This is a genomic window from Vibrio viridaestus (genome assembly GCF_003856525.1).
Lineage (GTDB): Bacteria > Pseudomonadota > Gammaproteobacteria > Enterobacterales > Vibrionaceae > Vibrio > Vibrio viridaestus.
Genome location: NZ_RJVQ01000002.1, coordinates 1 through 26,631, shown reverse-complemented (window position 1 = coordinate 26,631; position 26,631 = coordinate 1). Strand labels below are relative to the sequence as shown.

18 protein-coding genes, 1 tRNA gene, 2 rRNA genes, 1 pseudogene and 1 riboswitch are annotated in these 26,631 nt (G+C 42.2%); of the genes and pseudogenes, 11 read left to right on the top strand and 11 right to left on the bottom strand.

The features are described from left to right. The first annotated feature begins 87 nt into the window (after positions 1-87). Positions 88-1,421, top strand: a pseudogene (locus EES38_RS03865) (IS4 family transposase). A gap of 121 nt (positions 1,422-1,542) precedes the next feature. On the opposite strand, the gene EES38_RS03860 reads toward EES38_RS03865, so the two are convergent. Genes EES38_RS03860 through EES38_RS03850 form a run of 3 tightly spaced genes read right to left on the bottom strand, consistent with a single transcriptional unit; the run spans position 1,543 to position 4,548 of the window. Next, the gene (locus tag EES38_RS03860) at positions 1,543-2,868 is read right to left on the bottom strand and encodes a TRAP transporter large permease (RefSeq protein ID WP_124935875.1); all 1,326 of its coding nucleotides are present in this window, start codon (positions 2,866-2,868) and stop codon (positions 1,543-1,545) included. Further along, complete coding sequence (locus tag EES38_RS03855) at positions 2,858-3,478, bottom strand: TRAP transporter small permease subunit (RefSeq protein WP_124935874.1); 621 nt, start codon at positions 3,476-3,478, stop codon at positions 2,858-2,860. The genes EES38_RS03860 and EES38_RS03855 overlap by 11 nt, the downstream gene beginning before the upstream one ends. A gap of 50 nt (positions 3,479-3,528) precedes the next feature. Continuing rightward, complete coding sequence (locus EES38_RS03850) at positions 3,529-4,548, bottom strand: TRAP transporter substrate-binding protein (protein WP_124935873.1); 1,020 nt, start codon at positions 4,546-4,548, stop codon at positions 3,529-3,531. 220 nt (positions 4,549-4,768) lie between these two features. On the opposite strand from EES38_RS03850, the gene EES38_RS03845 reads away from it, so the two are divergent. The 3 genes from EES38_RS03845 to pdxR all read left to right on the top strand — a co-directional run bounded on the left by EES38_RS03845 (position 4,769) and on the right by pdxR (position 9,924). Next, on the top strand, positions 4,769-6,196 hold the full coding sequence (locus EES38_RS03845) for an NAD-dependent succinate-semialdehyde dehydrogenase (protein ID WP_124935872.1): 1,428 nt from the start codon (positions 4,769-4,771) through the stop codon (positions 6,194-6,196). A 47-nt stretch (positions 6,197-6,243) separates the two neighbouring features. Further along, positions 6,244-7,626 carry an aspartate aminotransferase family protein gene (locus EES38_RS03840; RefSeq protein WP_208020398.1) on the top strand — a complete coding sequence of 461 codons (1,383 nt, stop codon included), beginning with the start codon at positions 6,244-6,246 and terminating at the stop codon, positions 7,624-7,626. 519 nt (positions 7,627-8,145) lie between these two features. Continuing rightward, a complete protein-coding gene (gene pdxR, locus EES38_RS03835) occupies positions 8,146-9,924 on the top strand; it encodes a MocR-like pyridoxine biosynthesis transcription factor PdxR (RefSeq protein ID WP_124935871.1) in 1,779 nt (592 codons plus the stop codon). A gap of 71 nt (positions 9,925-9,995) precedes the next feature. Here the strand turns inward: pdxR and ilvN are convergent, their stop codons facing one another. The 5 genes from ilvN to EES38_RS03810 all read right to left on the bottom strand — a co-directional run bounded on the left by ilvN (position 9,996) and on the right by EES38_RS03810 (position 15,507). Then, a complete protein-coding gene (gene ilvN / locus EES38_RS03830) occupies positions 9,996-10,490 on the bottom strand; it encodes an acetolactate synthase small subunit (protein ID WP_124935870.1) in 495 nt (164 codons plus the stop codon). After that, positions 10,490-12,211, bottom strand: coding sequence for an acetolactate synthase 3 large subunit (locus tag EES38_RS03825; protein ID WP_124935869.1), 1,722 nt, complete (start codon positions 12,209-12,211; stop codon positions 10,490-10,492). The genes ilvN and EES38_RS03825 overlap by 1 nt, the downstream gene beginning before the upstream one ends. Before the next feature lie 402 nt (positions 12,212-12,613). Continuing rightward, positions 12,614-13,567 carry a transcriptional regulator LeuO gene (gene leuO, locus EES38_RS03820; protein WP_124935868.1) on the bottom strand — a complete coding sequence of 318 codons (954 nt, stop codon included), beginning with the start codon at positions 13,565-13,567 and terminating at the stop codon, positions 12,614-12,616. A gap of 360 nt (positions 13,568-13,927) precedes the next feature. Then, the gene (locus tag EES38_RS03815) at positions 13,928-14,974 is read right to left on the bottom strand and encodes an MJ1255/VC2487 family glycosyltransferase (RefSeq protein ID WP_124935867.1); all 1,047 of its coding nucleotides are present in this window, start codon (positions 14,972-14,974) and stop codon (positions 13,928-13,930) included. A 5-nt stretch (positions 14,975-14,979) separates the two neighbouring features. After that, complete coding sequence (locus EES38_RS03810) at positions 14,980-15,507, bottom strand: phosphatase PAP2 family protein (RefSeq protein ID WP_124935866.1); 528 nt, start codon at positions 15,505-15,507, stop codon at positions 14,980-14,982. Between the two features lie 136 nt (positions 15,508-15,643). Then, a riboswitch (cobalamin riboswitch) is annotated at positions 15,644-15,805 on the top strand. Between the two features lie 108 nt (positions 15,806-15,913). Between EES38_RS03810 and EES38_RS03805 the strand changes: the two genes are divergently transcribed. From EES38_RS03805 to leuD, 7 genes are all read left to right on the top strand, one after another. Then, positions 15,914-20,212 (top strand): cobaltochelatase subunit CobN, encoded by a 4,299-nt coding sequence (locus tag EES38_RS03805; protein WP_124935865.1) that lies wholly within the window; start codon positions 15,914-15,916, stop codon positions 20,210-20,212. 3 nt (positions 20,213-20,215) lie between these two features. Continuing rightward, positions 20,216-20,692, top strand: a complete 477-nt coding sequence (locus EES38_RS03800; RefSeq protein WP_124935864.1) for a MotA/TolQ/ExbB proton channel family protein — start codon at positions 20,216-20,218, stop codon at positions 20,690-20,692. After that, positions 20,670-20,999 carry a DUF2149 domain-containing protein gene (locus EES38_RS03795; protein WP_208020397.1) on the top strand — a complete coding sequence of 110 codons (330 nt, stop codon included), beginning with the start codon at positions 20,670-20,672 and terminating at the stop codon, positions 20,997-20,999. The genes EES38_RS03800 and EES38_RS03795 overlap by 23 nt, the downstream gene beginning before the upstream one ends. Positions 21,000-21,297: 298 nt before the next feature. Beyond that, positions 21,298-22,851 carry a 2-isopropylmalate synthase gene (gene leuA, locus EES38_RS03785; RefSeq protein ID WP_124935863.1) on the top strand — a complete coding sequence of 518 codons (1,554 nt, stop codon included), beginning with the start codon at positions 21,298-21,300 and terminating at the stop codon, positions 22,849-22,851. Positions 22,852-22,926: 75 nt separating this feature from the next. After that, positions 22,927-24,018 carry a 3-isopropylmalate dehydrogenase gene (gene leuB / locus EES38_RS03780; RefSeq protein ID WP_124935862.1) on the top strand — a complete coding sequence of 364 codons (1,092 nt, stop codon included), beginning with the start codon at positions 22,927-22,929 and terminating at the stop codon, positions 24,016-24,018. A 62-nt stretch (positions 24,019-24,080) separates the two neighbouring features. Beyond that, positions 24,081-25,487 (top strand): 3-isopropylmalate dehydratase large subunit, encoded by a 1,407-nt coding sequence (gene leuC, locus EES38_RS03775; RefSeq protein ID WP_124935861.1) that lies wholly within the window; start codon positions 24,081-24,083, stop codon positions 25,485-25,487. Positions 25,488-25,501: 14 nt separating this feature from the next. Next, on the top strand, positions 25,502-26,104 hold the full coding sequence (gene leuD / locus EES38_RS03770; protein ID WP_124935860.1) for a 3-isopropylmalate dehydratase small subunit: 603 nt from the start codon (positions 25,502-25,504) through the stop codon (positions 26,102-26,104). Between the two features lie 134 nt (positions 26,105-26,238). Here leuD and rrf (EES38_RS03765) read toward each other — a convergent pair. From rrf (EES38_RS03765) to rrf (EES38_RS03755), 3 genes are all read right to left on the bottom strand, one after another. Then, positions 26,239-26,354, bottom strand: a 5S ribosomal RNA gene (rrf, locus tag EES38_RS03765). A gap of 7 nt (positions 26,355-26,361) precedes the next feature. Continuing rightward, a tRNA-Thr gene (locus EES38_RS03760) sits at positions 26,362-26,437 on the bottom strand. Between the two features lie 54 nt (positions 26,438-26,491). Then, positions 26,492-26,607 (bottom strand): 5S ribosomal RNA (rrf, locus tag EES38_RS03755). Positions 26,608-26,631: the final 24 nt, after the last annotated feature.

Below are 26,631 nucleotides of genomic sequence, written 5' to 3'. Positions count from 1 at the left end.
CACCGATCAGTTAAGCAAATGATCAGTTGAACGATCCTGTGGTTGGTTGAAAATACCCTCAAGCATTTAAGTTTGAGGGTATTTTTTATGTCGGCTCACTGGCTTGTTGATGTCGATGACTTGGCACCCCCTGATTCACTCACGCTTTTTCAAAAGGAGCTGCCATTGGAATGGATAAATAAAGCACTTGATGAAACCAATAAAGCCAGTATGAGAAGACGGAAGCTGCCTGCTGAATGAGTCGTTTGGTTGCTCGTCGGGATTGGCTTGTATCGTGATAGACCGATCACTGATGTGTTAGACAAGTTAGACCTAAAACTCTCCAACGCTTTAGGTGAATCCATTGCCCCAAGTGCCATTCCTCAAGCGAGAAAACGCCTCACGGCGGAGCCACCACTAAAAACGCTATTCACCATGACAGCACAGCGCTGGACCCAGTCTGAAGATAGTGAGGACAAATGGTTCGGTTTACGATTATTTTCAGTTGATGGGACTCAGTTTAGAACTCATTATACCCAAGCACTCGCTCAGCATTATCAGTATATAAAGTACACTAAAAGTCATCATACCGAATACCCTATTGTTCGGCTATGCGCGCTTTGCTCTCTTCGTAGTCGTTTACTTCATGATGTCGCTTTTGGTCCCAGCTCAATAGGAGAAGTGAGCTATGCCAAACAGTTAATCTCATCAACGATGCCTAACTCCCTCACGATTTTTGACCGATGCTATTTAAGTGCTGAGCTGATGATTAACTGGCAGCGTCAACATGGCTCGAGCCACTGGATGACCCCAATAAAATCGAATACACAATATAAAGTCATTCGGAAACTAGACAAAGAAGAACGTGATTTAATTGTCGAGATGGATGTTTCACAACATGCGCGCAAGCAAGAGCCAAGTCGTCCAGAGAAATAGCAAGCAAGATTAGCTTTGTATCCTGAATCAGAGCAACCTAACCCTATAAAAGGGGTACTCACTTCTCTGATAGATAGCCAATACGCTCTTCAATCCCTTCTGGATGTCTACTTCTAACGTTGGGAAGTTGAGAGCAGTTATGGAGAGATAAAACACGACATGCTGGAGGATAAACTTCTTCTTCGAAGCCAGTCTGTCGAAGGGATAGAACAAGAGGTATGGGGAATACTGATCGCTTATAATCTAGTTCGTTTAGAAATTAGCCGCATAGCCAGAGAAGCAAAAGTGTCACCGCTCCGGATAAGTTTTATGATGGCACTTCGCGACATCCAAGATAAGCTTATGTGGTGTGCGATAGCCTCACCCGGCTCAATCCCTAAAAAGTTGAGGGCTATGCGAGAGCGAGCGAAGCGTTACATTCTGCCAGAACGAAAAAACGGCCCAAATCAAGGACCGTTCGTATAAGTAAGACTCGCTATTCAGTTCGTTCCAAGCACGTTAAGTGATAGGAGTTAACCTCAACGGTGGCTTTTTATTGTCTTATAATTGGTTAGAAATAGAGACAAAAAGGCCTCAGGGTAGAACTGAGGCAAATATTCAAAGGACCAAATGTCGTTTTTAGCTAGGCTAACTATTCATGACCAGATTAGGTAACCAAGTAACTAAATCAGGGAAAAGCATACAAATCACCAAGACAATAAACTGTACAGTGATGAATGGTAGTACGGCTTTATACAAATCCATCATGGATACACCCTTTGGTGCAATCCCTTTTAGATAGAAAAGAGCGAATCCATAAGGTGGTGTCTGTACTGCAATAACAATATTAAGGATCATCAGAACTCCAAACCAAATTGGGTCGTAGCCTAATGACACAGCAACTGGGGTAAAAATCGGAGCACACATCAAAACGATAATGAATTCATCAATGATAAAGCCCAGGAACAGCATGATTACCTGGAACATCATGATGATAACGATTGGTGGTAGATCTAAACCTTTTGCAAAGCCAGACACCATACCCTGAATACCCATCAGTAAGTGGAAATTACTGAACACCGATGCACCCAGAATAATCCACATTGCGACACTGACTAAAATGGCAGTCTGAGCGCCTGCTTTTTGGATCATTGCAGGTTTGAAACGTTTAAATAAAATGGCGAGTAAGATAGCACCTAGCACACCGAGTGCACCAGATTCTGTTGGCGTAGCAATACCAGCAATAATACTGCCTAATACGACAACAATGAGAGCTAGGGATGAAGCACCATCACGAATTGTTTTAAACAGCTCGTAGCCTTTAGGCATTTCATAATCATCAGAATCGCTATCCAGAGGAGCGCGTTCCGGATTTAACTTACAAGAGATAATAACGTAAGTAATCAGCATAATAATGGTAATTAAAGCTGGTACCATCGCGCCTAAAAACATCTTACCAACAGAATTATGAGTCGATGAGGCAAACATAATCATCGGGATACTTGGTGGAATAAGGATACCTAGTGAACCACCAGCCATAATAACGCCCAGTGCTAGTTTTTTATCGTAACCACGATCCAGCATTGGCTTTAAGGCGATACTGCTCGATGTCATAATACCCGCACCAATGATACCAACCATAGCACCAATCATTGAGCACACGCCAATAACACTGATTGCAAGAGAACCGCGTACACGACCAATAACAAGCTGACTTGCGTTAAACATCGCATCGCCAATTCCGGACCGCGTCAGAATTTGACCCATGTAGATATACAGTGGGATTGCGAGCAAAATAAAGTCAAAGAAAGTACTTTCTACCGTAGTTGGTACGATATTGAATAGAGCTTCCCCCCAAACTAGGTAGCCGACAGCCATGGCGATACCACCAAGTGCCAAGCCTACCTGCGCTCCCAAAACGAATGCGGTGAGGATACAAGCCAAAAGAAGCAGGGTTAATGTCTCAATTCCCATTTGGACTCTCCTTGTCAAATGCAGGCTTTTCTAACTGCTGGCTATCTAGTTTGAATGGCTGATCTGATAACTCACTTACTTGATGAGGCTCTTCTAGCAACTCTTTTCCAGTAAGCAAATAGTAAACATTACAAATAAAATCGGTTGTGTACTGAGCGATGAAAATAGCCGCTGATACCGTAATCATTAGCCAGAAGTGGTGCATAGGTGGAGCCCACTCACTCTTGGTTTTATATCCATACTTAAGGGCTTGCATGAACATATCCCAACAGGTATGAGCCATAACCCAAAGAAAGAAAATAGCCAGTGCACATGTAATTAGGTCAAAAATACGTTTCGTTTTTTCAGATACTTTTGCATAAACGATATCGACGTTGATATGCGCTTCTTTTTGCTGTGCATACGCACCGCCAAGTGCTGCTATGTATCCGAAAATAAATAATGAGGTGTCATAACCCCAGATCGTTGGCCTTTCCAGAACATACCGTGCAAAGACTTCAAAACACACGATGCCCGCCAACACTGGAAGAAGATAAGAGACTGATTTTCCTATCAAACTAACAATGAATCGAATAAGGTGGCAATATCCTTTTAATATCGATTGAATCATACTCACTCTCCAACGAGATAAGGTGAGCGAGCGCTCACCTTACCATTTCCTTATTGCTGCTTCTCTAAAATATCAACTAGTTGTTTAGAGTAAGGGTCTTCTTTTGCATATTCTTTTGCTAGAGACTGACCAGCCTCTTTCCATGCTTTTTTGTCTGCTTCAGATGGTTCTGGGCTCCATTTTAGGCCTTTAGATTCCATTTCTGTTACAGCTTGAGATTCCCACAGTTTAGATTTGGTGATCTGCTCAATTGCATGCTCTGCTGTTGCACCTTTAACAATCGCTTTTAGATCGTCTGGTAACTGGTCCCAAGCTTTTTGGTTAACGAGGATAGGTAGAACCTGTGCACCTGCGATTGGTAGAGAGTACATGTATTTAGCAACTTCAACGTGGTTACCATCGCGGTGGTCGATCATGTTAGAACCGATAGAACCGTCGATAACACCCGTTGCAAGAGATGTATAGATTTCACTCCAAGCAAGAGATACTGGAGATGCACCTAAGTTACGTAGGAATTTACCGTATGCACCTGGCGCACGGATTTTTAAGCCTTTGAAATCTTCGATAGATTTAATTGGCTCTTTAGTGATGATGTAAACTGGTGGCTGGATGTATGGTTCCAACCATACCATGCCTTGTGAACCGTATGCTTTTTTCAGCACATCACCCCAACCACGCTCGTGGAATAGAGTCATAAGTTCACCCACATCTGAAGTACCACCAGGCAAACCAACTTCTACAACACCAGCAGGAAACTCACCAGCATTCATTGGTTGGAATGGTGCACCCATAGTGATGAGACCAGATTTTACAGCATTGAATATGCCACTGGTACCAACACCTTCACCAGAATATAGAACTTGTACTGCAATACGACCATTTGACATCGTTTCGATGTTCTTTGCCAAGTCTTCATAAACCTGACCAAACGCTGTACCACGACCGTATAAATTAGCAAAACGCCAGTTAAAATCTGCTGCGAAACTAGAAGCCGATGTTGCTAATGCACTTACACCTAAAGTCACTGCTAACACTGCTTTAGCGAGTTTCTTTCCCTTTAAACTGAACATGGAGGTATCCTCTCTTCCTGTATAGTTACTCGTTTGTTACTAATTTGTTTCACCGACAATATGAAGAAACAATTGTTAAATCGATAGAACCAATATTAACATTCCTATGGTACCAGTTAGTAATTAATACTGGTACCACACCTTTCCCCCATCTGGTACTTAGTTATTTAATGGTTCTGGATCTAACATCGCAGTATCAGCTAACAGAAGAGATACAAAGATGGACCAAATTGTTAACAAAACTCTTCTTCAATCGACGTGTGATTCGAGTGAAGATGCTATCGCAGTGTTAAATCCGGCAACAAATGACGTCCTTGCCTATATCCCATCAGTACCAACACAGGAAATTGTTGGACTGATTGAGCAATCAAAACAAGCTCAAAAAGTATGGCAAGAACGTTCAGCATCAGAACGCAGCGCAATTCTAAAACGCTGGTATGATCTTGTTGTTGAAAACGCTGACGATTTAGCTCGTATCATGACGCTAGAGCAAGGAAAACCGCTGGCTGAAGCGAAAGGCGAAGTGATGTATGGTGCGTCTTTCATCCAATGGTTTGCCGAGGAAGGAAAAAGAACGTACGGTGACACAATTCCTTCACCGACATCAAATAAGCGCTTAATGACAATTAAGCAACCAGTAGGTGTTGCCGCGGCGATCACGCCATGGAACTTCCCTATTGCTATGATTACTCGTAAAGCGGCACCAGCTCTTGCAGCAGGTTGTAGCTTTATCGTTAAGCCAGCAAATCAAACACCTCTTTCAGCTTATGCTGTCGCTGAGCTTGCATACCAAGCTGGCTTACCAAAAGAGCTTCTTATCGTTGTTAACAACCACTCGTCAGTCGCTGTTGGTGACATTCTTTGCAGTCATGATGACATCAAAAAGCTGTCATTCACAGGCTCAACGCAAGTGGGTAGCTACCTTATCAAACAGACGTCTGAGACAGTTAAAAAGACCTCTATGGAACTTGGTGGCAACGCGCCATTTATTGTATTTGATGATGCTGATATTGACTCAGCGATTAAAGGTGCTGTTGCATCGAAATTCCGTAATGCAGGACAAACGTGTGTTTGTGCTAACCGTTTCTACGTACAAGAATCGGTTTACGATGAATTCGTTGAAAAATTCACAGCTGCAGTAGCAAAACTTAAAGTGGGTAACGGTATTGAGCCTGGTGTTGAAATTGGCCCACTTATTGATGCAAAAGCAAAAGACAGCGTACTTTCTTATATCGAAACGGCTAAATCACAAGGCGCTAAAGTCGCTTTGGGCGGTGAAGATCTAGGTGGTTTATTTGTATCACCAACAATTTTAACTGAAGTAACGCAAGACATGGATATTGTTCAAACAGAGCTGTTTGGCCCTATCGCCCCAATTATTCGATTCAAAGACGATGCAGAATTAGTAACAAAAGCGAATGACACTATTTATGGTCTAGCTAGTTACTTCTACACAAGTGCTCTGAATCGTGCTTTCACGATAGCCGAAAAACTGGAATACGGTATGGTTGGTATCAACGAAGGCATTATATCAAACGAAGTCGCACCATTTGGTGGTGTAAAACAATCAGGCTTTGGCCGTGAAGGTGCTAAGCAAGGTATCGATGAGTACCTCAACATAAAATACCTATGCTTTGGTGGTTTTTAACCGAAATAAGTCAAAGTACTAACTATCAAAGTCCCCACAGGGAAAATATGATGAAAATCATAGGAGAAAACGGAATGCTAAAAGATCAATTACCTCAAGTTAATGTTGCCCTTCCAGGCCCAAAAACTCAGGCTCTTAAAGAGAGAAGAAACAAAGCGAACCCTAGTGCTATTCGTTGTATCTATCCAATTGCAATGAAACGAGCTCAAGGCGCTATTATTGAGGATTTGGATGGTAACCTTCTTCTTGACTGGATTGGCGGTGTAGGTGTGTTAAACATCGGCCATTGTCATCCAGAAGTAGTTGAAGCGGTAAAAGAACAATCAGAAAAATATTTCCATGGTATGTTCAACATCGTATCTCATGAAGGCTATGTTGCTTTAGCAGAAAAATTGAACGAAATCGTTCCTGTTAAAGGATCAGAAAAGAAAACGTTCTTCGCTAACAGTGGCGCAGAAGCTGACGAAAACGCGATCAAACTTGCTCGTTCTTACACTAAGCGTTCAAACATTATCGTTTTCTCCGGAGCTTTCCACGGTCGTACTTTCCTTACAATGTCTATGACGTCTAAGAAAGCTTACGCAAGAGGTCTAGGTCCACTACCTGGTGGCATTTTCCGTGCAGATTACCCTTATTTATATCGCGCAGAAAAAGAGATGAATGAAGCTGAAATGCTTGCTTACTACAAACAGAAAATTGAAAAAGTGTTTGAAGAAGCTTCTCCAGCTAATGAAGTAGCCGCTATCGTATTAGAACCATTACAAGGTGAAGGTGGTTTCATTCCAGCACCTATCGCTTGGGTTAAAATGCTAAGAGAACTATGTGATAAAGAAGGTATTCTTCTTATCGCTGATGAAGTTCAAACTGGTTTCGGTCGTACTGGTCGCATGTTTGCTTCTAACTATTGGGCAGAAGCTGGTGCTTATCCAGATATCATCACTACAGCAAAATCAATTGCAGGTGGTGTTCCTCTATCTGCGATCACTGCACGTACTGAGATTGTTGAAGCATCTCCAGCTGGTACTATTGGTGGTACATACGGTGGTAACGCTCTTGCTTGTGCTGCTGCACTTAAAGTCATCGAAGTAATGGAGCGTGATAACCTAGCAGAACGTGCTCAAGAAATCGGTGCTACTGTTACTGAACGTTACACTAAATGGATGAGCAACAACCCATACATTGGTGATGTTCGTGGTCTTGGTGCAATGATTGGTATCGAATTCGTTAAAGACAAAGCAACTAAAGAACCTTACCCAGAAATGGTGAACTACCTTATTGAGGAATGTATTGCTCACGGTCTAATGATCGAAAACGCAGGTACATACGGTAACGTTGTTCGCTTCCTTGCGCCGCTCGTTATTACAGACGCACAGCTAGAAGCTGGTCTTTCAATCATGGAAGCAGCTATCGAGAAATTTACTAACAAATAAGTTGGTAATAATTACTACCGGCTCCATCATTTGGAGCCGGTTCTATTTCGAATATATTAATACTTCCCAATTCCTCTTCACCTTTCTCATTTTTCTATCGACGTTATTGGTTTCCCATTAAAAGAAAGCTGGCAGGATGTTTGCTTGTATGGATCCAGTTTACCTATAATCTCATACAAAGATTCGCACAGTTCTCTAATACTCTGCGGTTAATGTTAAACCAGTACAGAACCATCACCTCACCAAATTGGTTACTTGCACCAAATTGGTGCCTCATTATGGTTCATTGATATATTTCATAGTAACAATGTTGGATCTAAGTGAGTCAAAAGCAAATACACACTTTATCAAACTGATGTAAACCAATTAATCACCTACAGCCAGTAATTGAATTCGATAAAATATCGAGTATTCATTTAGCTCATCTAAGAATCGAGAAAGAGGTAGCGCTAGTCCTATATCTTTCACTCTTTAATGAGTAAGCTTAGATAAGACTGAAATACCGGAATAGTAATACACATGCTAAGCCATTATATCCATATAAATCATAATGATGATCGTACCCTACAAGATCAAATAAAAAGTAGTATCGCGAAAGCGATCTTTGACGGCTTTATTCCGAAAGAAAACAGTCTGGTCTCTTCACGTAAACTCGCACAGGATCTTAATGTTTCACGCAATACAATTCTACGCGTGTATGAGCAACTTACAGAAGATGGTATTCTCGTATCCGTTGAGCGCAAAGGATATTTCGTAAACCCTAACTTAGAGATATCTGCACCGAAAGCCGCTGAACAATCTAAGCCTTACGTCCATACATCTCTTGATTGGTCTCGCTATCTCAATGCAGAACACGCGACATCGGCATACGTAGCAAAGGATCTTAAACATTACAAATACCTCTTTGTCGGTGGAATGGTTGATGAAGATCTTTTCCCAGTTATAGAATGGCGAAAATGCAGTATTCAATCTCTTAATCGATCTAACCATCAGTTATGGACATCAAATAATTCGGATTATCAGGATCTCATAGAGCAAATTCGCACTAGAGTTTTGACGAAACGTGGGATTTTTGTCAATTCGGATCAGATAGCGATCACTCATGGCTGTCAAAACAGTCTTTATTACCTATCCAAATTACTTATCAATAAAAAAACGACTGTCGCACTGGAGAACCCGGGTTACCCTGAAGCTCATCATCAATTTCAGGCAAGAAAAGCAAAAATACTGCCTATCGATGTCGATCAAAAAGGGATGATCATTGATGATCGACTTCAAGATGCTCAGATCGTTTACACGACCCCAAGTAATCATTTTCCAACCACAGTTAGATTATCATCTGAACGTCGCAAACGATTAATTGAATCAGCAGAACAGAATGACTTATTAATTATTGAGGACGATTTTGAGCACGATGTGAATTTTATGGAAAACACTGCTCCACCTCTTCGAGGGGAGTACCCAAGTGATCGAATCATTTATATATCTAGTTTTACATCAACAATAGCCCCTGGGTTACGTATCGGCTATATTGTGGCTTCTCCTCCGCTTATATCGCAAATCAAGCGAATGCAGCTACGTTCTCATAGTTTACCGCCCAAAAATAACTGTCAAACACTCGCGCTATTTTTAAGCCTTGGCTATTACGATGCTTTGATGCAGAAAATGCTTAAGCGCTATCGAGAGAAATGGCTGACGATCGAAAAAGCGATGAATTATTATTTCCCTCAATCGGGTGTGACCCCATCTCTAGCTGGTACGGCTTTCTGGATAAATTACAAGGAAGGCTTTGATTCAGAAAAGTTAGAACAACTCGCTGAGCAAGCAGGTATCCTTATAAATAGTGGAGCTCAGTACTATTATGAACATAATCAAAGCAGTAGCTTTCGTCTTAGTTTCCAGTCGATAAAAAACGATAAGATCCGAGAGGGAATTGCCTTACTGTCTAGTCTGGCTAAAAAAGTTATGCCGATTGAACGGCTGGAAGAATGCCAGGCTCCTGCCCTAGATAGTAACGAAATAAAGGAGCTATTAACCGATAAAACAATGCTCACCAAAGACTGCTTCAATATTCCCTATCGTATTTCATTTCAGCCAGATGGGAAAATGACCGGCTTATCTGATCGACCAAATGACGAAGATGAGGGCTATTGGTGGGTAGAAAACAATCAATTTGTCTACCAGTGGCGTAATTGGCAATTTGCGGATATTAGAAGAATCACCATTGTTGTAGACGACGGAAAATTGAAACGCTTTGATGAAGAGGGTTTTTATATCGGTGATGCTACGTTTCTTTAGATAAAAAAAGCCAGAATCAAATTCTGGCTTCCTCATCATTTACATTTAATTTGTTGAACCAATCGCAAGCGTTAAGCTTTTAAACCACGATCACCACGAGAAATACCAACAATACCACTTCTCGCTACTTCAATAACTTCGGTTATTTCAGACATTGCCTGTACGAATGCATCTAACTTAGCAGTATCACCTGTCATCTGAACTGTGTATTGATTCGCCGTTATATCGACTATCTGTCCACGGAAAATATCAGACGTACGTTGGACTTCAGCTCTTAATGCACCAGATGCTTTTACTTTAACAAGCATCAATTCTCGTTCAATATAATCGAACTCAGATACTTCCTGAACTTTGAGCACATCAATCAACTTATGCAACTGCTTCTGAATCTGCTCTAACTGCATTTCATCTGTCTTAGTCGTAATATTCAGACGAGACAACGTTGAGTCTTCTGTCGGAGAGACGTTCAGTGTTTCAATGTTGAAACCACGCTGAGAAAATAAACCAACAACTCGAGACAATGCACCAGGCTGGTTTTCTAATAATAGTGAAATAATATGTCTCATTAGGTTCTCTCCGTTTTGCTTAGCCACATTTTATCCATACCCTCGCCTTTAATTTGCATAGGGTAGACATGCTCGGTCTCATCAACATTAATATCCACAAACACCAAACGATCTTTTTGCTCGAGTGCTCTCTTCAAGCCATCTTCAAGTTCTTCAGGCTTATTAATACGGATACCAACGTGACCGTAAGCTTCAGCTATTGCTGCAAAATCAGGTACAGAACTCATATAAGAGTTTGAGTGGCGACCTTGATAGATAATGTCCTGCCACTGTTTAACCATTCCAAGGAAACGGTTATTGAGATTAATAATTTTTACTGGGATATTGTACTGAAGTGCCGTAGACAATTCTTGAATATTCATTTGAATACTACCGTCACCAGTCACGACAACCACTTCTTCTTCAGGCTTGGCAAACTTCACACCCATTCCAGCTGGAAGGCCAAATCCCATCGTTCCCAGGCCACCAGAGTTAATCCAACGACGAGGCTTATTAAATGGGTAATACAACGCAGCGAACATCTGGTGCTGACCAACATCTGACGCTACATAGGCATCACCATTGGTCAGTTTGTATAAAGTTTCGATTACCTGCTGAGGTTTAATTGTTTCTGAATCTTGCTCATAAGCAAGACAGTTGCGATCTCGCCATTGTTCGATGTCCGTCCACCATGAATCCAACGCTTTTGCGTCATTAGTTCCACCTTGCTCCACCAATAGGCGAAGCATCGTATCGAGAACTTTATCCGCTGAACCAACGATAGGTAAGTCCGCTCGAACGTTTTTCGATATTGACGAAGGATCGATATCTATATGCATCACTTTGGCATTTGGGCAGTACTTTTCAATATTGTTCGTTGTTCTATCATCAAAACGAACACCAATACCAAAAATAAGATCGGCGTTATGCATGGCCATATTAGCTTCATACACACCGTGCATACCGAGCATTCCTAGCGCGTTCTTGTGCGTTCCTGGGAAAGCACCTAGTCCCATTAGAGTACTAACAACAGGTAGATTCAACGTTTCTGATAACTTGAGAATTTGCTTATCCGCACCAGAAATAATCGCACCGCCACCGATGTAAAGTACTGGTTTCTTCGCTTCTAATAACGCTGACAGTGCTTTCTTAATTTGTCCTTTATGACCTGTTGTTGTTGGGTTATAAGAACGCATTTTAATCGATTTAGGATATTCGTAAGGAAACTTGATTTGCGGATTCATCACGTCTTTTGGTACATCAATGACAACCGGTCCAGGTCGTCCTGTACTCGCGATGTAAAACGCTTTTTTAATTGTTTCAGGGATATCTTCTGCTTTCTTGACTAGAAAGCTATGCTTAACGATAGGTCGAGATACACCAACGATATCACATTCCTGAAAAGCATCATTACCAATCAGGTTGGTTGGAACGTTACCCGAAATAACAATCATTGGAATAGAATCCATGTACGCAGTCGCAATACCAGTAACGGTATTAGTTGCGCCAGGACCAGAACAAACAGTCACAACCCCTGGCTTACCAGTAGCTCGGGCATAGCCATCGGCCATGTGTGTTGCTGCTTGCTCATGACGAACGAGAACATGTTTGATTTCATCTCTCTTCGCATGAAGTGCATCATAAATGTCAAGGACTGAGCCGCCTGGGTAACCAAAGATCTGCTCTACACCCTCTTCGATCAGAGATTGAACAATCATCTCCGCACCGGATAGTTTTGCCATATTGTCTCCTTACCAAATACCCAAAAAGCATGGTTAGCCAGTGAGCTTGGTGATTCATAGTCTAGGGCTTATTCGTAGCCTAAATGAAATGTTGTTACTTCATCAGCTATGCATTCCAAGGCAGTAAATCCAAGGAATTCGGATGTGACTTTAACTCGATATTAAGTATAAATCTAATGCAACATTTATCACATTTTCTCTGTAATCTCGTAAATATTGGATTGAATAAAACTTAACTCCATAAAATAAAAAGTAATCAGATTTAAATTTCGATACAGACAGTTAATAAAGTTAAAAATTTTTATATTTTTCTTCCAAATAAGATAAACCATTAAAATAAATAAGGTTTTAAAAACAAAAAAAGCAGGCTCTTAGCCTGCTTTAAACAATGAGTCTGAATCGTTATTTAACGAGCTCGCTACAGATGGTCAATAATTGATCTCTCAACCAACAATGTCCTTTATCTTTTTCGCTCGAACGATGCCAGTTCAAATAACCCGAGATAGAGTTATTTTTATATGGTAACTCGATGATTTGCAGTGAGTTACGATTTGGCGAACCTTCAACTAACCAACGAGGTGCAATTGTGATAAGTTCAGATTGACTCACCACGTACAATACATTACTTAGACTGGTTCCTTCGTAGTGAGCATGGCAATCGATATCTCTATAAGCCTGTTCACTAAAGCTTCTTATGCCGTATGTCTGAGAGAGCATAGCATGACTTTCAGAGACAACCTGCTCAGCTGTAATTTGTCCTTGAATGCGGGGATGCACTTTAGAAGCCACAATCACAAGCTCGTCTATAAATAACTCAGAACTTGCAAAGCCTTCTTGATCAAACTTAGCGTAGTCGATAACAAAATCGACTTCTTGATAGCGAAGACGGTCTATCAAATGGCTGTCAAATTCGGCTTCTAGATGCATTTTCACATGAGGAGCCTGTTCGTGCAGTGTTGAAAAGATTTTTGGTGCAAATCGTAAGTCATTTGGACTACAAATCGCTAAGTTGAACGCTCGTGTAGATGACTCAGGAGTGAAAATAGAACTTGGTAGTTCATTACGTATAAGCTGCAAAGCTTGACGCACAGGACCAAACAACTGACGAGCACGCTGAGTAGGTTGAATGCCTCGGCCTTGACGCATAAACAGTTCATCATTAAACATAACTTTTAAACGTGCCACGGCATTACTTACCGCTGGCTGAGACATACCCAGGTTATGTGCTGCACGAGTAATATTCTGTTCTTGCATAACTGCATCAAATACGGTTAATAAGTTAAGATCCACACTTCTTAGTGTGCTTTCCATACGATGACTATTTAGCGACTGTGCGACTTCATTTTTGTCTAACATCCGAGATGCTCCTCACTAGAATATGCGAATTACAAATTAAATTCACAATCTGAATAATGTAGTTATTTTCAACTGGGATATATTGACTGCTTTGATATATCCCGAGTGAAATCTACTATCTTTCAATTAGTCAGTGATAAGCAACTCGATTGACAAAAAGTCATCACTTTTTATAAATTTAAAAAATAAAACCATAAAAATCAATACATTGATAAAATATAAAAAAATATAAAAAGCTGGATTTTATGTTTAAATAGAAAATAATTCACACAACAAATACTTCATCAACCGTGGCAACTTACGACATTCACACATCAAATAATCAAATATCAATAGATATGCCAATTAAATATTATTTATTCAGTTGATTGAAACATAGCTAGGAAAGTCGACTTGTTTCCAAAGTGACTCACAGAGTTGCTGATGATTATCCCAATGACCTGATAACACCCATTCAGTAATCGCATTTGCAACATCCGGATAGGAAACTTTCTCGCCCGATTGCTCGTCTAACCAATGCCGAACAACCGAAGGATCTAACTTATCCATCGTACTCGCTAACCCTAGCATTTCTAATGTCGCAACATTACTCTGTTGCTCAAATTGACCAGAAAGCGGTTTAAGCAACAGCTTTTTACCGAGAGACATGGCTTCAGACGGCAGTTCAAATCCTCCATTAGCGATAACGCCAGAACATGCATACAGATACCGTTGAAAATCATCATGACAAGGCGGATAAAAATGGACATTATTTTGCATTTCACTCGACTTAATGTCTGGATGGAAGCAAATGAACTGATAATTTGAAAAGCGAAAGAGCAACTCATAAATGTCGTCTACATTTTCAAAAGGCAGATAAACAAGAACAAACCCTTTATTTTCATTTCGATACTGAGCATGATGAACGATTGGAGGAAGAATCATCTGATCAAAGTGATACCAATGAAGCCCAACATAATGGTCTGCTGGCGCATAGTTAGTAATGATTTTTCGATCTAGCCAACTCGCCCCTTTCAGGGGTACCTGATATCGAAATGCATTTTGATGGCTAATACTAATACATGGTTTTTTCTGACGTTTTGCAGCCCATGCCGAGATGGGTTCAAAATCATTGAGAACTAAATCATAACTCGATAAATCAAGCTGATGAATATCCAGTAAAAAACGACAAAAGCGACTCTTCATCGCTGTCTTTACGTAATCAACTTTTCCACCACTAGACACAAAAGATAAGCCACTTTTTGCTCGATATTGACCAAAGCACTCCATAGAAAAATAGCGTTCAGGCGACCGACCAGAGAAAAAAAAGTCAACGTCAACTCCATGATATCTGAGTGATAAACTCATCGCCCGAGCCCTGGCTATATGCCCGTTACCTGTACCTTGAACGCCATACAAAATTTTCAATCACTTTACCCCACAACAAGCAATAAACCACACTGAGCACAGATCAAGCCCAACGCACAGCCAATCGCTACATCAGTAAAAAAATGGACTCCCAATAAAATCCTGGCCAAACCGACGCAGCTAGCCCATGAGAAAAACAACATAGATAGCGTTGGATAATAGAAACTAAGGAGAGAAGCCATTAAAAAGGCGGCCGTCGTATGGCCTGATGGCAGACTAAAGCGATCGGAAGGGGTGATAAAAGCGGTAACCAGCGATGAAAACTCATGGGGCCGTCTTCGCTGAAAGGAACGTTTCAGCAGTACATAAGCCGGTAATTCAATTGCAAATGCCACAAGCCCTGAATAGAGGAATTCCATTCCTCTTGAACCATCGAATAAGTAAGCACTTACTCCTAATAAAGCATAGATGTGACCATCACCTGAACGCGAGACCCATTTACTAGTTACTGCAATTTTTTGGTAGCAGCGATGCCGCAAACAAAACAATGAAAATGCCAGATCAAATCTAACGATCGGTTCCATGACTCTCATACTCATTTCTCCTCTATCTTGGAATAGAAGCTAAACAGGAATCATGACAGCCAAGTGACTATTTTCTTTCTTGTTGATGAATTCAGACGAATTAAGCAAAGAAGCGTTTACGATATAAGAAAGTAATGAAAATCATAATAATTATACATTGACTGTTTTTATTGAAACTTCTATAACTGACGATTCAGTTAATAAAATAGTTATTCCCGAGGAAATCGGTGAAATTCCGATACTGTACCCGCAACTGTAAACGGCACAATACCGTGAGTCAGATACTCGGCACATATTCAAATTCTACAAACCGGGCGGGAATACCTGGCGCTGTTTCGCCTACCTTTTTCTTCAATTTTGCGAAGTCAGTTTTCAGTCACGTTTCCCTTGAGGCGGTTACCCTTAAGGATCTTAAATGCGTTATTTTTGTATGCTGATAGTAATAATGTGGAGTATCGGAGTCCATGCAAAACTGTCATCCCCCAATCTGCTACTGATCATATCTCAACGGAATGCAGAAACGGTCTCAGAGGCAATAGCACAGTTCAAAAATCAGCACAAAAATACCGCTATTCAAGCAAGAACAGACAATCAGTGGTTGTCATTATCCGCTAATGACAGACACAGCTTGTTAGCGAACGCTGATTACACGATTGGTATTGGCCTTTTCGGGGCTATCGTTGCCGAACTGACCAACGACATCCGTACAGTAAAGCCAAATCACCTCATGATATTCAGTAGTGATCATCGTTTGATACAGCTCAGCCAATCCTCAGGAACGCAACTATTTACGAGTGATGACGTTCTGCGTCACTTAGCCGCGACAAGACCCAGCGATAATTTAATGAAATGGAAAGCCAAACTCCTGTTCAACTACCCTAAACAAGCGGGATGGATAGATGCACGTAGCTATTGGCAAGCAGGAGGCGTTTCAAATACAGCCAAATTACTTATGTGGATGGCTCATCAAGTCAATAACCACGTTGAGATTCAACAGCCGGAGCTGAATCCAAGACTTCAATGGTGGTTTGCTGACAACTACTCAGAGACGCTCCCCAAGCTCAACCCATCTCAGCCAATCGTTGCTCTTATTGATCACTCAGGATCAGTCCGACCCAGTGACTCTCAAGTTTTTAAGCAGCTCTGTAAGCAGCTCACAGTAAACAATATCCAGTGTTTAGTTGCACTTGCTTCATGGGGCGATCCTAGCGTGGAAGCAATATCAGCTCTAAGCGAGTTTAAACAGAATTTATCTGCCATAGTCATGCTTCAAGACTTTGTTATCGGTGGAGGAGAAGGAAGAGAAAAAGCGACCCATATCCTAGAAGAGTTGAATGTACCGATAATAAAAGGAATAAAGCTTCGCGATAGGACTCATCAACAATGGCTCCAGTCATCTGATGGTATCGCAGTAGATAAAGTTTACTACCAAGTCGCTATGCCAGAAATGCAAGGTGCCAGCCAACCTCTTATCGTGGCTTTCGCTGGTAAGAAGACAATCGATCCCCAATCTGGTCTAGAGATCCAACCGATCAGTAACAATATTGATGGAATTAACACGATTGTTGAGCGTATTAACAAATGGTATACGTTACAAACGAAGCCTAACAGCGACAAAAAAATTGCACTGATTTATTACAATCATCCACCAGGAAGACACAACATTGGAGCGGATAATTTAGATGTCCCCGCTAGTCTCTGGAACATTCTCCAGAGACTAAAAAAAGAGGGGTATAACGTAGGTAAATTACCCGAATCACAAGAAGCACTTCTGGACGAAATTCAGGATCGTGCGGTCAACTTACCTAACGACCATCATGCTCTGAAAATAATGAGTCCTAAAATTACCCATGTCACTCAGGATGATTACAATCATTATTTTTCGACACTCCCCAGTGTCATCCAAAAAGAAATGATTGAAGGCCCATTCGGTAGACTCAATGAACAAATGAAATCTGCAGTCCGCTCCGGTTCAACGCATTACGCTCAACAGTTACTATCCAATACGATGGAGGAAATGTTCCATCTGGTAGAAGGCGTTAATCATCCAGCCAGAAAAAGAGCGCTTGAGTTACTCGGCAGACTTCGCCAATGTTATCAGTCCATGATTGATAAAACCGATCAGTTACCATGTTGGACGACAGCAGAAAAAATAATCACATCGCTTAGAACAACTGGTATTGAAGCGTTAGGTGGCTGGGGAGAAGTACCTGGCAATGTAATGGTTATGGATACGGATATTCTGATTCCCGGAATCCAGTTTGGTAATGTTTTTATTAGCCCGCAACCGCCACGAGGTTGGGAGATCAATGAAGAACTGCTGCACGCAAATCTCGCATTTCCCCCAACACATCAGTACCTAGCCTACTATCATTTTCTACGCGATGAATTCAAAGCTGATGCTTTTGTGCATCTTGGTCGTCATTCAACTTATGAATTTTTACCGCATCGCTCTGTCGGACTGGCAAACGATGACTACTCACGAATAATAGCGAGCGATGTTCCAGGCATTTATCCTTATATCGTCGATGGTGTAGGTGAAGGCATTCAAGCGAAAAGACGCGGATTGGCGGTAATGATTGATCACCTCACTCCTCCTCTGGAAAGTACCCCGCTGTACGATGATCTTCTGCAGCTCAGACAATTAGTTGAAAGTTATGAAGCGAATCATGACAGTAACAATAAAGCACTGACTCAAAGCTTAATCACTCAAATAAGAAGTAAGGTAGATAGCCTTAACCTCAAAGAAGAATTAACTCAGTCTATGTCTGCTGAGTTAGAAGTGAGAGGAATCAGTTTTGACGAAGTCGATGACGCAATGCTGGTCCACGAAATTGGACACTACCTGACAAACTTACAGGAACAGTTTATGCCGTATGGGCTGCATATTTTTGGTCAGCCTTGGCATGAAAAGGCCATAAATATGATGTTGTCATCGATGACGCCCAAAGGGCAACAGCTCTCAGACCAAACAAAACACAACTTGATTTCCTCGCCAGAACAAGAAATGAAGGCCCTGCTCAATGGATTAAACGGCCACTTTATTGCGCCTGGCAAAGGCAATGATCCCATTCGCAGTCCAGAAAGTTTACCAACAGGTCGCAATTTTTACGCTCTTGATAATAGCTTAATTCCTAGTCAGATTGCCTGGAAGCTTGGAAAGCAAATGGCTGAAGAATCAAGACAGGCGAACCCAATCGCTGCAGACAAACGTGAAGCTCTGATTCTATGGGCATCTGATGTCGTTAGGGATGAAGGAGTTATGATCGCGTTTGCACTTGATATGCTGGGTCTTGAGCCTCAGTGGAACAGTCGAGGGCTAGTAAAAAGCCTTAAATGGCAAGCTTTGACTGATGGCAGAAAACGTCGAGACTTCTTATTCACGACGTCAGGTTTATTCCGAGATCTTTATGGTCAGCAAATGCACTTACTGGACAATGCGGTTTTGATGGCCCTCGATGCTTCAGCAAAAACTATCATTCAACAATATCCAGCGTTAACTGAATTATTGAACTTGTCGCTTAAGCCTCTTGGTAAAGTGAGAAAAGATGGTGAAGAGCCTCTAGAACAGAACTTAGTTGCCGCTCATTGGGTTTCCGACGCCAGAAAGCAATTAGCATCGGGCTTTCCAATAAATGAGGTTGCTCAACTTTCGACTCTGAGAATTTTTGGCGACGCACCAGGTAGTTATGGAGCAGGTGTGAACAGATTAGTTGAGCGTTCAGGAGCCTGGCAGCAAAGAAAAGAACTGGCGGATGTTTACATGCGCCGACTCGGGCATGGCTATTCACAAAGCGAATTTGGCGTTGCAGCTGAAGATACTTTTCGCCATTTATTGTCTAATGTCGATAATACCTACTTCGGTCGCTCGAGTAACTTGTACGGTTTGATCGACAACAATGACGCTTTTGATTATTTGGGAGGCTTGAGTTTAGCGGTCGAAACCTTATCGGGCAAAGCTCCAAATAATTATGTTATTGATCATTCAAATCCCGATCATGTCACCACAGAGAAACTAGGTACAGCTTTACGTCAGGAGCTTCGTGGAAGATTCCTTAACCCAGAGTGGCTTAAAGGTCTAATGCAGCACGGCTACGCAGGCGCAAGAACCATGGGGAGTGAATTTTTAGAATACCTTTGGGGCTGGCAAGTGACTAATCCAACTTTAGTTGGCGACTGGGCGTGGGAAGAGGTTAAATCCGTCTATCTTGACGATCGATACAACCTCAAACTTAACCAGTTTCTTGAACAAGGCAATAATGCGCATGTAAAAGCCAATATGCTTGCGATTATGTTAGTGGCAATTTATAAAGACTTCTGGCATGCCGATGAAACAACAACCCAACAGATTGCAAAGCAATTTGTTGATTTGGTAAAGAAAAATGGACTACCGGGAAGCGGGCACACCACACCAGAACATCCAATGATGCCATGGCTAGAGCAGCACTTGTCGGCAGAAGACTGGCAATATCTCAGCAAATTGCTTGAACAAGAGAAACGCACTCCGGAACACACGCAAGAAGTACACTCAGCGAAAGAGATTACGGTCAAACAACAAGCGAAGCCCGCAGAGAATGAAGGTAAGGAGCAACAAACAAGTCAGCAAACAGAACCCAACATACTCTTCTTTGCTCTTGCTTTTATAATGTTGGTCATTGTTGCTTTCGGTTTTTATCGCAGTATGACTAATCACCAACGATTAAAAGGGAAATAATAGATGTTTCATGGTATGACGATCGGTATTCTTCACCATATTGTTGGTTGGTTACTCTACCCGGTGCTAGTAGCGTTAGCGGTATGCATCATTCTGATTCTTTGGGAATTAGGGCTCTTTATTGGCGAACGATTTGGCGCACTAAGTAAATTGTCACACCTCGAACTTCTTACCGTCGAAAGTTATGCGGCTAAACGGCTAGAAAGAGTCGATCTTCTCGCTAGAAGTGGCCCTATTTTAGGGTTAATGGGGACCCTTATCCCTCTTGGTCCCGGATTGGCTGCGCTTTCCAATGGAGAGCTAAGTCAATTATCTACAGCAATGACGGTTGCCTTTGATACAACGGTGCTGGGCCTGACGATAGGTCTGGTTGGCTATATATTAGGTAGGGTTCGCAGACGCTGGTACGAGTTATTGTTGTTATCAATGGAAGATGCACTGGAAGAGAGAGTGAACAATGAAACAATCACAGCCAGTTAAAACGACTAAACGCCTTATGCATGGTGGACGTTTTCAAAACGAAGACACTGACCCCCTAACCGGCTTTGCTAATATCATGGATGTTATGTTGGTATTTGCTCTGGGATTATTGGTTGCTCTTATCAGTCAGAGTAAAGATATCCAACAACATTTCAATCTAACTGAAGTTGAAGTAGACAACAGCGAAGAGCTCATAGACCTACCCCAAAGTATAAATGGGCAGAAAGGTGATGCTAATGGAATGGAATCGGTAGGTACCGTGTATCGTGACGCTAAAACAGGAAAACTCATACTCATCGGCCAATAATCTAAAGTATATGGCTGTGAATTGAATAAATATGAGCAAAAAATCAACTTTAGGGTTGACGTCAACAGCCAAGTACGGTACTAATTCATTAGTTTTAAAATTGTGGAAAGTAAGTAACAACATGACTTCTCGTTTTTCTCTCCTGCTGGGCCTCCTCCTTATCGTGAAAAAATCGCGCGGGTAGGCTGTGGACGAAAAACACCACAACAAGAAATACACAAACCCGCATTCAAATGCGGGTTTTTTTATAGCCAAAATCTGGAAGTAAACGATTAACTTAGCGGTCTAGGGAGCAAACATGAACGATCAGGTCATTATCTTCGATACCACCTTGAGAGACGGTGAACAAGCATTGCAAGCAAGCCTTACAGTAAAGGAAAAGCTGCAGATTGCTCTTGCTCTCGAGCGTTTAGGTATTGATGTTATCGAGGCAGGTTTCCCTGTTTCATCTCCTGGTGATTTTGAATCGGTTCAAACCATTGCTCGTCACCTTAAAAATAGTCGTGTTTGTGCTCTATCTCGCGCTGTTGAGAAAGATATCGATGCAGCAGCCGAAGCATTAAAAGTGGCTGAAGCATTTCGTATCCATACATTTATTTCAACATCAACAGTTCATGTTCAGGATAAATTACGCCGCAGCTATGATCAGGTTGTTGAGATGGGTGTCAATGCGGTAAAACACGCAAGAAAATACACTGATGATGTTGAATTCTCGTGCGAAGACGCAGGCCGTACACCAATCGATAACTTATGTCGTATGGTTGAGGCTGCGATCAATGCTGGTGCTTCAACTGTGAATATACCTGACACCGTCGGTTATACTGTACCCGGAGAGTTTGGTGGTATTATTCAAACTCTGTTTAATCGTGTTCCTAACATCGATAAAGCAGTGATTTCTGTACATTGTCACGATGATTTGGGTATGTCTGTTGCTAACTCAATCGCAGCTGTTCAGGCTGGTGCTCGACAAGTCGAAGGGACAATCAACGGTATTGGTGAGAGAGCGGGAAATACGGCTCTTGAAGAAGTAGCAATGATCATCAAAACTCGTCAAGAGCTACTAGGTGTTCATACAGGCCTGAAACACGAAGAGATTTACCGTACAAGTAAAATGGTAAGTCAGCTTTGTAACATGCCTATCCAAAGCAACAAAGCCATCGTGGGTGCTAACGCCTTTAGTCATTCGTCAGGTATTCACCAAGATGGAATGCTTAAAAATAAAAATACCTACGAGATCATGACTCCTGAGTCAATTGGCCTTAAAAACCAAGCGCTCAACTTGACTAGCCGCAGTGGCCGCGCAGCCGTGAAGAGTCATATGGAATCGATGGGTTATAACGAAAGTGATTATAATCTGGATACTCTATACCAAGACTTCTTAAAGCTAGCAGATCGCAAAGGACAAGTGTTCGATTACGATCTTGAGTCTTTAATGTACTTTTCTAACATCAAAGATGAAGACGATTATTACAAACTAAATTATATAAGCGTCCAGTCAGGTAGTGTAATGGCGACAACCAGTATCAAACTGCAGTGCGGTGATACAGAAAAAGCTGAAGCGGCTGTGGGTAATGGCCCTGTTGACGCATTGTATCAATGTATCTATCGAGTTACAGGTTATGATATTGTACTCGACAAATTTGACCTTACCGCTAAAGGCGAAGGTGAAGATGGTTTGGGCCAAGCAGATATCATCGCCAATTACAAAGGACGTAAATATCACGGTACGGGTATCTCCACCGACATTATTGAAGCCTCTGGTGAAGCATTATTGCATGTAATCAATAGCATTCACCGCGCAGATCAGATCGAAGAAATCAAACAAAATAAAGAAAAAATACAGACAGTATAAATTTTCCTAAGTCAGTGGTGTCCCACTCAAACGGGACACCTGACAGGACCCAAGATAAAAGAGTGAAGGACTCCCATGACAGACAAAACGTATAAAATCGCTGTCCTACCTGGTGATGGTATCGGACCGGAAGTAATGCAACAGGCACACAAAGTTCTTGATGCAATTCAAGACAAACACAACATTACTTTTGAGCGAGAAGAGTATGATGTGGGTGGTATCGCGATAGATAACCACGGCACGCCATTACCAGATAATACCCTTAAAGGTTGTGAACAGGCTGATGCCGTTCTGTTCGGTTCTGTCGGTGGACCTAAATGGGTACACCTGCCACCAAATGAGCAGCCTGAGCGTGGCGCACTTCTTCCTTTACGTAAACATTTCCAGCTATTCTGTAACCTTCGCCCAGCTCAAATCCACAGTGGATTAGAAGCGTTCTCTCCACTACGAGCCGATATCAGCGCGAAAGGTTTTGATATTGTTGTCGTGCGTGAGCTGACTGGCGGTATCTACTTTGGGCAACCAAAAGGACGTGAAGGTGAAGGGGCGAACGAAAAAGCCTTTGATACAGAAGTCTACCACCGCTATGAAATTGAACGTATCGCTAAAATTGCCTTTGAGTCAGCTCGTCTGCGCCGTAAAAAAGTGTGTTCAATTGATAAAGCAAACGTTCTGCAAAGCTCAATTCTGTGGCGTGAGGTCGTTGAGTCTGTAGCAAAAGACTATCCTGATATTGAACTAACCCATATGTATATTGATAACGCAACCATGCAGTTGATCAAAGATCCAGCACAGTTCGATGTTATGCTATGTTCCAATATCTTCGGTGACATCTTATCTGACGAATGTGCGATGATCACTGGCTCTATGGGTATGCTACCTTCTGCTAGCTTAAACGAAAGCAATTTTGGTTTATATGAACCTGCGGGTGGCTCTGCACCTGATATCGCAGGCAAAAATATCGCCAACCCAGTAGCTCAGATTCTGTCTGCGGCTCTGATGCTGCGTTATAGCCTTAGTGAAGAAGCTGCAGCTCAAGATATTGAAGCAGCAGTCAGCAAAGCCCTAGCAAATGGCGAGCTAACTGCCGATCTTTCAGCTGGTAACCCAGCACTATCGACATCTGAAATGGGCGACAAGATCGCGGAATACATTAAAAACGCATAAACGTTTGTGCAGGGTACTTCCCTGCACTCCCAATGGCCCATTTCGGGCTCAAGGAAGAAGCAATGTCAAACGCAAAAACTTTATACGAAAAATTATACGATGCACACATCGCTGTTGCAGCAGAAGGCGAGAACCCGATTTTATATATCGATCGCCACTTAGTGCACGAAGTTACATCCCCTCAGGCATTTGATGGTCTGAGAGAGAAAGGACGCCCTGTTCGCCAAATAAGCAAAACCTTTGCGACAATGGATCACAACGTTTCAACTACCACCAAAGACATCAATGCTTCTGGTGAAATGGCGCGTATCCAGATGGAAACCCTATCTAAGAACTGCCAGGAATTTGGTGTCACCCTTTATGACTTAAACCACAAATACCAGGGCATCGTTCACGTTATGGGCCCTGAGCTAGGTATTACGCTACCAGGTATGACTATCGTTTGTGGAGACTCACATACAGCAACTCATGGTGCTTTTGGTGCATTGGCATTTGGTATCGGTACTTCAGAAGTAGAACACGTTTTAGCAACGCAGACTCTGAAACAAGCTCGTGCTAAAAAAATGAAGATTGAAGTTAAAGGTAAGGTAGCTCCGGGTATTACAGCAAAAGATATCGTGCTTGCTATTATTGGAGAGACAACATCAGCTGGTGGTACAGGGCATGTTGTTGAGTTCTGTGGTGAAGCTATTACTGACTTGTCAATGGAAGGTCGTATGACCGTTTGTAACATGGCAATCGAACTAGGCGCTAAAGCAGGTATTATTGCGCCGGACGACACCACATTTAACTACGTTAAAGGCCGTAAATTCGCTCCAACAGGTGCTGATTGGGATGCCGCTGTTGAATATTGGAAAACCCTAAAATCAGATGCTGATGCTGAGTTTGACACAGTAGTCACTCTAAATGCGGCCGACATTAAACCGCAAGTTACATGGGGTACCAACCCAGGTCAGGTTATGGCTGTAGACGCTATCATTCCTTCTCCTGGTAGTTTCTCTGATCCAGTAGAGAAAGCCTCAGCTGAAAAAGCTCTCGCCTATATGGGGCTAGAAGCTGGCAAATCGCTATCCGACTTCCCGATTGATAAAGTCTTTATTGGTTCTTGTACTAATTCACGTATTGAAGATATGCGTGCAGCCGCTGAAGTAGCAAAAGGTAAGAAAGTGGCTTCACATGTGCAAGCATTGGTTGTTCCTGGCTCAGAGCAAGTAAAAGCGCAAGCCGAGGCCGAAGGTCTGGATAAAATTTTCTTAGAAGCTGGGTTTGAGTGGCGTTTACCTGGATGTTCAATGTGTTTAGCGATGAACAACGACCGCTTGGGGCCTGGAGAGCGTTGTGCTTCGACTTCTAACCGTAACTTCGAAGGTCGTCAGGGTCGAGCCGGTCGTACGCACCTTGTAAGTCCGGCAATGGCTGCGGCAGCGGCAGTAGCAGGTCATTTCGTTGACATTCGTACATTCAAGTAAGAGAGGATTTTTCCATGGCAGGTTTTAAACAACACACAGGTCTAGTCGTTCCTCTTGATGCAGCGAACGTCGATACTGACGCTATCATTCCAAAACAGTTTTTACAAAAAGTCACTCGTACTGGTTTTGGTAAGCACCTATTTCATGATTGGCGCTTCCTTGACGATGCAGGCCAACAAGCGAATCCAGAATTCGTTTTAAATGCGCCTCGCTACAAAGGTGCCAGCATTCTTCTTGCCCGCGAAAACTTTGGCTGCGGTTCATCTCGAGAACATGCTCCATGGGCATTGGCTGACTATGGTATCAAAGTTATGATTGCGCCAAGCTTTGCGGATATCTTTTACGGTAACTCTATCAACAACCAGATGGTCCCAGTTAGACTTACAGAACAAGAAGTAGATGAACTATTCCAGTTTGTTCAGTCAAATGAAGGTGCTGAAATCACTGTTGATCTAGAAGCAATGAAAGTGTCTGCGAATGGTAAAGAATATGGCTTTGAAATCGACGAATTTCGTCGTCATTGTCTGCTAAATGGCCTAGATAACATCGGTCTAACTTTGCAACATGAAGAAAAAATTGCTGAATATGAAGCTAACATTCCAGCGTTTCTTGCTTAAGTAACCACTTGACCACAAAAAACTAGTAATAAATGCCCGATTCAAAATCGGGCTTTTTTATGTCTAAATAGACTGAAGAATTACAGATGACAGAAACGAGAAAACCCAGTCAAATGACTGGGTTTTGAATAAAAGCCTAGCAATGTCCTACTCTCACATGGGGAGACCCCACACTACCATCGGCGCTAATTCGTTTCACTTCTGAGTTCGGCATGGAATCAGGTGGGTCCAAATCGCTATGGTCGCTAAGCAAAAACTGGTGCTGATACCCAGACTCGAACTGGGGACCTCATCCTTACCAAGGATGCGCTCTACCACCTGAGCTATATCAGCATAGAGAATGCATTAAAAAAGCCCGTTAATATAACGGGCTCTTTAGAAATAAAAGCCTGGCGATGTCCTACTCTCACATGGGGAGACCCCACACTACCATCGGCGCTAATTCGTTTCACTTCTGAGTTCGGCATGGAATCAGGTGGGTCCAAATCGCTATGGTCGCCAAGCAAATTTGTTAATTCAGAAAGCTG